The sequence below is a fragment of the Domibacillus indicus genome (assembly GCF_023715895.1).
GTDB classification, from domain to species: domain Bacteria; phylum Bacillota; class Bacilli; order Bacillales; family Domibacillaceae; genus Domibacillus; species Domibacillus indicus_A.
Window position 1 is genome coordinate 401,088 of sequence record NZ_JAMBOO010000004.1, and the last position, 8,867, is coordinate 409,954.

At 37.5% G+C, this 8,867-nt stretch carries 10 protein-coding genes, 1 pseudogene and 1 riboswitch; of the genes and pseudogenes, 8 read left to right on the forward strand and 3 right to left on the reverse strand.

The window, feature by feature from the left end; genetic code table 11:
• Position 1: 1 nt before the first annotated feature.
• From M3221_RS10820 to M3221_RS10840, 6 genes are all read left to right on the forward strand, one after another.
• Positions 2-1,156, forward strand: a complete 1,155-nt coding sequence (locus tag M3221_RS10820; protein ID WP_251271734.1) for a glycosyltransferase family 4 protein — start codon at positions 2-4, stop codon at positions 1,154-1,156.
• Positions 1,153-2,019, forward strand: a complete 867-nt coding sequence (locus M3221_RS10825; RefSeq protein WP_251271736.1) for an NAD-dependent epimerase/dehydratase family protein — start codon at positions 1,153-1,155, stop codon at positions 2,017-2,019. The genes M3221_RS10820 and M3221_RS10825 overlap by 4 nt, the downstream gene beginning before the upstream one ends.
• Positions 2,020-2,044: 25 nt before the next feature.
• Entirely contained in the window at positions 2,045-2,623 is a 579-nt protein-coding gene (locus tag M3221_RS10830; RefSeq protein ID WP_251271738.1) for a sugar transferase, read from the forward strand.
• Between the two features lie 58 nt (positions 2,624-2,681).
• Positions 2,682-2,912 (forward strand): hypothetical protein, encoded by a 231-nt coding sequence (locus M3221_RS26790; protein WP_396120270.1) that lies wholly within the window; start codon positions 2,682-2,684, stop codon positions 2,910-2,912.
• A complete protein-coding gene (locus M3221_RS10835; RefSeq protein WP_251271740.1) occupies positions 2,839-3,141 on the forward strand; it encodes an LbetaH domain-containing protein in 303 nt (100 codons plus the stop codon). Before M3221_RS26790 ends, M3221_RS10835 begins: the two co-directional genes overlap by 74 nt.
• 514 nt (positions 3,142-3,655) lie before the next feature.
• Entirely contained in the window at positions 3,656-4,960 is a 1,305-nt protein-coding gene (locus tag M3221_RS10840) for a hypothetical protein (RefSeq protein ID WP_251271742.1), read from the forward strand.
• A gap of 304 nt (positions 4,961-5,264) precedes the next feature.
• On the opposite strand, the gene M3221_RS26795 is transcribed toward M3221_RS10840, so the two are convergent.
• Together M3221_RS26795 and M3221_RS26800 are read right to left on the reverse strand one after the other, a co-directional pair.
• A complete protein-coding gene (locus M3221_RS26795; RefSeq protein ID WP_396120266.1) occupies positions 5,265-5,498 on the reverse strand; it encodes a transposase in 234 nt (77 codons plus the stop codon).
• A 239-nt stretch (positions 5,499-5,737) separates the two neighbouring features.
• A pseudogene (locus M3221_RS26800) lies at positions 5,738-5,959 on the reverse strand (substrate-binding domain-containing protein); the annotation flags it as partial.
• A gap of 568 nt (positions 5,960-6,527) precedes the next feature.
• Between M3221_RS26800 and M3221_RS10845 the strand changes: the two are divergent.
• Both M3221_RS10845 and M3221_RS10850 read left to right on the forward strand, forming a co-directional pair.
• Positions 6,528-6,674, forward strand: a complete 147-nt coding sequence (locus tag M3221_RS10845) for a hypothetical protein (RefSeq protein ID WP_251271744.1) — start codon at positions 6,528-6,530, stop codon at positions 6,672-6,674.
• Between the two features lie 718 nt (positions 6,675-7,392).
• A riboswitch (cyclic di-GMP riboswitch) is annotated at positions 7,393-7,479 on the forward strand.
• Between the two features lie 37 nt (positions 7,480-7,516).
• Positions 7,517-7,720, forward strand: a complete 204-nt coding sequence (locus M3221_RS10850; RefSeq protein ID WP_251271746.1) for a hypothetical protein — start codon at positions 7,517-7,519, stop codon at positions 7,718-7,720.
• A 977-nt stretch (positions 7,721-8,697) separates the two neighbouring features.
• Here the strand turns inward: M3221_RS10850 and M3221_RS26805 are convergent.
• Positions 8,698-8,865: an IS3 family transposase gene (locus tag M3221_RS26805; RefSeq protein WP_396120271.1), complete on the reverse strand. Its 168-nt coding sequence runs from the start codon at positions 8,863-8,865 to the stop codon at positions 8,698-8,700.
• Positions 8,866-8,867 lie beyond the last annotated feature (2 nt).

Here is an 8,867-nt window from a genome sequence, read left to right on the forward strand (position 1 = left end):
ATTGAAAAACGTATTGTTTATTGCTTCAGTATATGATCATTTAGCTGCTTTTCATAAGCCCTTTATAAAACTGCTACAGGACATGGGTTATTCTGTCCATGCTGCGGCTAGTCCCTCAATGGGAAGGAAAGAAGAGATATCCGACTTAGGTGTGAGCTGTCATGATATAAGCTTTGACCGCTCTCCTCTCTCTCTTGATAATATGAGGGCACTCAAATTATTAAAGAAATTATTTAAAGGATACTCATTTGATCTTGTTCATGTTCATACTCCGGTTGCCGCCTTATTAACTCGAATGGCTTTAAGAAAAAGAAAAAAAGAAAAAGTGCTTTACACAGCACATGGTTTTCATTTTTATGAAGGGGCTTCTAAATTAAATTGGCTTCTTTATTATAATGCTGAAAAGATGTCTGTTAAATGGACGGATGGAATTTTAGTGATGAATAATGAAGATTATTCAAATGCATTAAAATTAGGATATAAAGAAGACAAATTATTCATGGTTCATGGTGTAGGTGTAGGCAGTAAGCTTCTGACTGATCATGAATTGAATGTTCAGAAGATAAAAGAAGAATTAAATATTGAACCTCATCAAAAAATAATTTCTTTTGTTGCAGAATTAAATAATAATAAGAACCATCAATACTTATTGAGGAATTGGAAAAACATTTTAAAAAAGTGTCCTAATGTAATGCTACTTATTCTTGGTAAGGGAAATAAAGAATCAGAGTTGAAAGCCTATGTTGAAGATGAAAAGTTAAAAAACATTCAATTTCTGGGTTATCGAAACGATGTGCATTTTATCTTGTCTATGTCTGAGGTAGCCACTTTACTTTCTAAACGGGAAGGACTTCCAAAAAGCTTGATGGAAGCGATGAGCCAAGGAGTCCCATGTGTAGTAACTGATATTAGAGGTTCCAGAGATTTAATTAAAAATAACGAGAACGGTTATGTTGTACCGCTTAATAATGATGAGACTTTAATAAATGCATTCATAAAAATTCTTCAAAATGATCAATTAAGAGATAAGATGTCTAAAAAGTCTATTGAATTGGTTGAACCTTATTTAATGTCAAACGTTCTTAAAGAGTATGAGTTTATTTATCGAAAATTTTTAGAAAACGATTCTGTTGAAAAGGAAAGACGATTATCATGAGGGTTGTTGTTACTTCAGAAAAGGGATACATTTCTAAAAAATTGGATCAATGGTTGTCTACTAAAGATAAAACTTTTCAAATTGAAAAAGTTTCAATAAGAAATAAGCCGTTAAATGAAATAAATTTTGAGAACTGCGATTGTGTAGTGCATACGGCAGCCTTAGTTCACAAGAAAGAAAGAAATTACACTAAGGAAGATTATATGCAAGCTAATTATGAGCTCTCAATTCAATTGGCTGAGAAAGCAAAGGCAGCGGGTGTGCGCCAGTTTATATTTTTGAGCACAATGTCCGTTTTTGGTAAAGAGGGATCTGTTGGAAGCAAGACGGTGATTGACTCCGATACGACATTATCCCCTAAAACATTTTATGGGGAAAGCAAGAAGGCTGCGGAGAATGCATTGTTGGATATGCAAGATACTCATTTTAAAGTCGTTATTTTGCGTCCACCAATGGTTTATGGTCCAGATTGTCCAGGGAATTATCAACTCCTTAGTAAGTTGGCAAGAAAAACGCCAATTTTTCCGGACATTCAAAATGTACGCAGTATGATCTTCATTGATAACCTATGCGAGTTTATCAGAATTCTGATTAAAAGAGAGTTATCAGGGGTTTTTCATCCTCAAGATCGAGAATATATATGTACATCAGAAATGGTAAAAGAAATTGCTGAAATCCATGGAAAAAAAATCAAATTAGATAAGTTATCTGGTATAATATTATCGAATGTGTTAAGGAACCAATCAATTGTCAATAAGGTCTTTGGTAACCTAGTTTATGAGTCTGAGCTTTCTGCTTTCGAGTTGAATTATCATGTGTGGGGTTTAAAAGAAGCAATTCGGCGGAGTGAGCTTCGTAAATAAATAACATGGATAAGGTGCACACAATATGTATAACTTTTTTAAGAGAATAATAGATTTAGCTTTATCTCTTGGAGCTTTGATTATCTTTTCACCGCTATTTCTCATCCTTTGTCTATTGATCAAAATGGATTCAAAAGGACCAGTCTTTTTTAAACAGAAACGTGCAGGCGAAAATGAAAGTTACTTTATGATATATAAATTCCGAACGATGCGGACGGATACGCCGAATGTGTCAACGGACAAGCTTGGTGATCCATCTATATATATTACGAAAGTTGGCCGCTTTTTGCGTAAAACGTCTTTGGATGAGCTACCTCAGCTTTTGAATATTATCAATGGAGACATGACGATTGTTGGTCCGCGTCCTGCTTTATATAATCAATACGAGCTGATTGCAGCGCGTAAGAAAGCAGGGGTTCATGTGCTAAAGCCAGGTTTGACCGGTTATGCACAGGTGAAAGGCCGGGATTTGATTTCGGATGAGGAGAAAGTAGCGTACGATCATCATTACTTGGAAAATTTTTCCTTCTTATTTGATATAAAGATTATTTGGCTAACTGCTATTAGTGTTGTTAAATCTGAAGGCGTGAGAATGAACGGGTGAAACGGGTCGTTGTTATAGACTAGACTCCGCTGGTCATCACCAGGTCATTAAAGAGATTATTCAAGATAGTGCTGAATATAAAGCCGTCGCTGTTTTGGATGATCGGTTTGATCAATCGGAAATGATGGATGGAATTGTATACGGGCCTATGTCTTTGATGAACGAATGGCTACAAGCAGAGGACAAGCCGTTATTTATTATTGCCATTGGTTCGAATGAAGTTATCAAAAGAAATGGGGCTTCAAGGACCACAATTTGCGACAGTTATTCATTCTTCAGCAGTCATTAGTTCTTCTACGGTTATTGGTAAGGGTTCCGTTGTTCTGGAAAATGTTGTGATCAATGCGGATGAGATTATCGGGAAGCAAGCGATTGTAAATATAGGGTCTATTGTAGAGCATGATTGTATGATTGACCAGTATGCTAACCTTTCAAGTGGCTGTATAGTTGCAGGCGACGCTGCTATGGGAACAGGTATATATTTAAATCTGGTACGATTATCATGCAAAATGAGCTAATTGAATCCGGCACTTCTTGAGAAGGAGTGCCGGATTCAATTCATGATACTTTTTTGTTCGTTATAAAGAATATGTAAGTTGTAATAAATTAACCTTCCCTTGAGGGAATTTGCTTGCAAAGGTGATTCATATGTATGATCTTTCAACTGATGGTGATATTCGTGTCGGATTAGTCTGGGCTTATACATTAAGTTTACCGCTTTGGATCTCGATGTTTGGCGGGATTAAGATCATTTTGATAGCTTTGTGACACAATCTTTTGGGAATTGAATAGAGGTGTTTGAGATGAGATCGAATTCCGCTGAAGCAATACTTAGCTTTGCTTCAGCTAAGCGGTCTTTTTCTTTTTTATGGCGTATCAAGCAATAGCGTTTGATTCAACAGTAGTTAGATGAATTTTAATTATTTATATACATTTTTGAAATTTATTATTTTCATATTGAAGGAAATCGGTTTAATTTTATCTGGAAGACTGCTAAAATGCTTGTAATAAATTTGTAAAAAGAGGAGAAAAATGAAAAATCTGTGGTTTATAGTGTTACTCTCATCAGTCATAGTTTTAATGGCAGGGAAAATTTATTGGGACAGTATGGAGAATAAACAGCAACATCTGTATGTACAGAACAAAATTGATAAAGAAATGTCTCTAACGGAATTCGGAGCTAAAGGGAATGCGAATTACTACAACAGCGAAACGAAAAAGTATTATGAAGATAAATCATTTACCATTGAAGCAACGGATGATACAGAGTCTATACAAAAAGCAGCCGTCTACAGTCAACAAAACAATGTGCAAATCCAAGTGCCTAAAGGGAACTACCTCTTCACAAAAACGAACCTATGGGATAGAACGACTTCGTTTGTAGGGATTGGAAATAGATACGAAGCCAAATTTATCAAGCATTTTAGTGGAGATGGATTTCGGATAGAAGCGTACCATTCTGAGTTGAAAAATGTATCGGTTATTTCCTCGGAATCATTTAGGGATAAAGATAAAGGTTCAGGCATTGTGCTAGGTACATCAAACAGTTCGAATAATACGGAAAGAAGGGCGAATTACGTGCAAATAGATGTTCAATCTATGTATCATGGTGGGCACGGCCTCCATTGTCAGACTGGCAATCAGGGAAAAGTAGAAGGTTACTTCTATTACAATAAAGGGGACGGAGTTCATTGTTATGTCGCATCACCTTCAAGTCCCGACTGGAACGCAAATAAAATGCATATTTCGGCTACCGGAAACGGTCGTCACGGTCTTTATATACATCGTGCAGAAACAAATGACATCCATGCTACGGTACAAGGTAATGGCGGGTATGGCGCATTGATTAACTGGCCTGGGAATCACGGCTATATCTATGCAGAAGATAATGGTCAGGGTGGTGTTCATTTCGGTGAGTCTTCTCAAGGTAGTGATTTTGATGTACACACAGTGGGAAGTTTACCTACTTATGAATCGCAGGATAACAAAGTTTGGGTTCGATCCCCATCTGAAGCTAAACAAACCTATCAGAAAATATACAACTTGTTTTTAGAAAATGTGGTCGATTTCCAAATCACTTCTTCGGCAACGAGTATTCCGGCAAATAGTTATATGGAATTTTCTACATCGGCTGCTCATGGAATCAATCAGAATAACGGAAGTGAGATTTCTCTTACAATCAACCCTTCTGAGGGTCTTGCTCAAGGATTGTCATATGAAGTCTTCTTCGCAGGAACAAACGATAAAATAACACTGCGTCTTCATAACAACACAGATGTGAGTATTAAAATACCCGTTATGACCTGGAATGGATTGGCATTTAAGCACTTTAACTGAAAAAATAGCGAAATGCAAGTAACTATATGATGTAAGATTTCATAGGGGGGGCAAATATTGAAGTTGCTGTTTGAGTTAATAAGAGCATAGTCTATTTTTGCTGAAACTGAACCCAGATAAGTACGTAATATTGGTGACCAACTTGTGAAGAGGACGTTTGCCTAAAACTTACGGTTTAACAGGATTGCCGGTAACGTGATAAACTGTCCTGTTTTCTTGCGCTTCTTCATTTTCACAGGACACTGTCAGCTATACTTTTGCGTGATGCGCTGTACGGTTTTGTGATTAATGGAGATGTCCTATTTCAGTAAGACAGTGATTCTACGATAGCCACATCAAAACTTATTCTCCCGGTACAGCGTGTCGACTTTTCGCGCTGTTCCTGGCTGGATATGTCTGTGCGACTCTTCTTTTTCCAGCGATAATAGGTAGATCGCGCAATGCCAACATGCCTGCAAATTTCCTTGACGAGTATTTTGATTTTGAATTCCCCGATTACTGCTGCTTCTGGCGCCACTTCCTCTCCAATTCGTCGCATTTTTTAAGAATTCAATCTTGCTGCCTCAGATAAAGGTTTTCTGCTTGCAGTTTCACTTTCATGTTCAGGTCCTTTTCCGAAGGAATGCTGCTTTCCCACTGGCTGGTCAAACCGGTGGAGTTCATCTGCATTATACCCATCACATTCATGTTCTAAGTTATGGACGGTCTCATATGTTTAATTCCTCCATGGCTTCTTTGACTGATACTCCGGCCAACCGCATTTGTATATCAATAGAATTAAGTTGGGTGAAAGAGTACTTTCTGGCAGAGAAGGTCAAAGTCGCGCGTCCATACATTTGCCGGAAGGCTAAGCGTTATTAAAGACGGATTAACAATACTGGACAGTTCAACGTTATCGACTCGAATAACCGAAATATCATTTGGAACGCTGCGTCCGCTTTCAAAAACTGCCCGCATAGCGACAATGGCGAGTAAATCATTGGAAGCTGCTATGGCCGTAAGGGATGGATTTTTTTCAGTAACTCTTTTGTTGCTTCATACTCAGTTGTCAGTTTGTCCTTTTACATGCCGATAAAGTAATAAAAGAGTTTGGAATAGGCAATCTGTGTTTATTCATGATGTTTTGATAGGCTAAGGGCGGTCTCAATAAACGGCAAGGGGGAGAGATGTAAAACCTTTTCCCTTAACATCGTGAGTAAATGGATGGACCAGATGTACTGTGAGGTTATACAGCGGCCAGCCGTTCTTTTGACACGGACTGCACGGTCATTTTCCATTAGTGTAATTAGTGTTGAAAGAAAAAGTAGTGAGAAGGAATGAAGGGTTTGCTAAGAAAAGGAGGTTTTCAGGATGAACTCAATGAAGTGCTGAGAACGGTTTGTAAAAAAGGAAAGGGAGCCCGTTTAAAAATTCGCTACTATCTTTAAAGCAGTACTACTAAACGGAAAGCAAGGAATGTGGTTATTAAGAGAGAAGCTTTAAAAACTGTTTTTTAATTTGGGAAATCTATTTAGTTCTCGTAAAATATTTCTCGGGTGATAAAATAAGTCCTGCAAGGAAAAGGGGAATGAAACGAATCAGTTTGGCGATGCTGTTTGGATTAGCCGGGATCAGTGGAGCCATTTTGAGGTCACAGGAGAAAGATCAAGGAGCAAGAGAAGCCAGAAAAGTCGAGACCAGCTGTGTAAGTGGAGAAAAGTCTAGAGTGTATTAAGGTGAAGAAAGAACTTTTATAAGAGGAGGCGCCTGTAGAAAAAGAAACAGTAAAAGCGAAACCAGCGGCTGAAGAACTAAATCGTGTCCAATAAATTCCACATGGAGTAGATAAGCTCCTTCAAGAAGCGGAATGGAAGGGAAAGAGGAAAGAAGCTTCTGTACAAAAAGAGCCAGTACGAGAAACAAATGAAGCAGTTGGCCTTCAGCTCAGCCCTGGGAAGAAGCGATCTAGTTGGTATTCAGTTGTTTTTCCAAGAAGGAAATTACCATGTGTAACAAAGCAGAGAAACAGATTAATGGCTGAGCAGCAGGAGATATCTCTGCAAATTGCCTATTCATAGTTTAATGCAGAAGAAGTTACTACGATTGAAGTGGATTTTAGAACTTGTGTTCGGTTTATATAAGAAAAGAAAGAATAGAGGCAGGAAGAGGGCCGGTTTGCCTATATATAAAGATTTTTAGGATGAACGAATTGATTAAAAACATACCGGTGTCAGGCCTACTTCCCTAAGTCATAGACTGCAGATAAAATGCAGTAAATAAAATCGGGCTGTTTGAAATAACTGGAACAGCTCTTTTAAAATTTTCGAGTATAACTTATTGTAAGCGTTTTCAAATAGTGTTAAAATAAGAAGACAATATAATTATCAAAGAGAACAAAAGGTGGAATAATATTTTATTTTGTCGGTATTTGTCGTATGATAAAAGTAACAAATTGTACGAAAGAGCAAAGCCATTGAAAAGTGGTGACGCAAAACTATAGGGGCTAACAAGAAGAGACTTTATGCCAGCCAGTTGCCGAACCTGAGCCTCTGTACAGTTTAGAATGGAGGGAAAAGAATGAAACAGTATGTAAAGCTGCCGAAAATCATGTTAATTCTCATTATTGCCTGGCACAGACATGAGTACTTAAAGTATGAGTATTTAGAATTAGGCTGCCTGAACAAAAAAATCCGAAAAGAACTCGAAGAAAAGAAGAGGCATCATTATAACAAATATGTTGAGCGGTCTTTAAATGCTGGCATTCATCCCGTAATCCGCTGAAGTGTGAAGAGGCCACGAAGCTAGCTGGCTGATTAAATGAAAAATCTTACACTCGTTGAAGAAAAAGTTCATCCACAAAAAAGTGGATGACTTTTTTTGTTTTTGAATGAGGATGTGGTCAGGGAGAGAAGTTTGTATAGGAACAAGTTGTAGACAATTTGTGCTAATGGCAAGATTGTTTTATAAACAAGTGGTTTCTTCCTTTCTTTTATTTTATACTTTTACGGTTTAAATTGTATTTTGCAGTTTAACTGATCTACAAAATGGCAGGATATTTACTCGTGTATCGTTTTATTGATACATTTAAAGTTGTATGCAGACTGCCCAGTTTCTCATTCACTGTTGCTTCTAATGGTGACCTAGCAAGGGAAGCACTTTTTGGAGGAGGTAGAGGGCCGGTGGGGAATTGCTCTTTTCTTCTCTGCGATCTTCTGCACCCATGCTGTTTAGGGCTATCAATAATCGATTGAAGCCTTCTTTCCGGCAAGCGTCTTAAATTGGCTTTATAATTTTTAACTTTTCAGATAAATGGACATGGCTAAAGCGTGGATTTCTGCGGACTGACGGCTTATCTTTTGTATTGAGATAAAGCATATACAGTATCTCGCGTGATGCTTAGTTACCGATCCATAAAACTGATTGAGTAGATCGGATTTTTTAACTGCTGTACTTCCTGGATTTTTAGCCATTTCTTCTTTTTATTCTTCAGACGCACCTTGTCTAGTTTACGAATTGGCTTCTCGGTAATCCTATGCCTAAAAAACTTCTAAAGATGTATTCACTAAAAAGGCATAAGAGCCATTTCCGACTCGCTGATTACACCTTTCAAAAAAGGATAGAGAAATGTTTTATTTAATCATTTATCTACTTTGGATTGTTTCTTTTAATGTATCAGCTGCCTTATCCTTATTTATTCTTTATCTGATAATATGGAGTCACTATTTTCAAAAGATCAGTAATGGATTGTCAACACTAAATCAGACAGCTTTTTTAAGGGACGATTGTTTGTATTCAATCGGACTTACATAGCCTAGTGTTCCATGAATACGCAGCTTGTTAAACCAGTTGACATAGTCACTGAATTCAAGCGCAAGATGCTCCTGGCTATCAAATTTCATTTGGCTGACAAACTCTGTTTTGATGATTT

Bases quoted from the DNA above. Each gene is read 5' to 3' on its own strand.
- M3221_RS10850 (WP_251271746.1), top strand. From the start codon at position 7,517: ATGAAACAGTATGTAAAGCTGCCGAAAATCATGTTAATTCTCATTATT.
- M3221_RS10845 (WP_251271744.1), top strand. From the start codon at position 6,528: ATGAAACGAATCAGTTTGGCGATGCTGTTTGGATTAGCCGGGATCAGT.
- M3221_RS10835 (WP_251271740.1), top strand. From the start codon at position 2,839: ATGAAGTTATCAAAAGAAATGGGGCTTCAAGGACCACAATTTGCGACA.
- M3221_RS26795 (WP_396120266.1), bottom strand. From the start codon at position 5,498: ATGCGACGAATTGGAGAGGAAGTGGCGCCAGAAGCAGCAGTAATCGGG.
- M3221_RS10825 (WP_251271736.1), top strand. From the start codon at position 1,153: ATGAGGGTTGTTGTTACTTCAGAAAAGGGATACATTTCTAAAAAATTG.
- M3221_RS10840 (WP_251271742.1), top strand. From the start codon at position 3,656: ATGAAAAATCTGTGGTTTATAGTGTTACTCTCATCAGTCATAGTTTTA.
- M3221_RS10830 (WP_251271738.1), top strand. From the start codon at position 2,045: ATGTATAACTTTTTTAAGAGAATAATAGATTTAGCTTTATCTCTTGGA.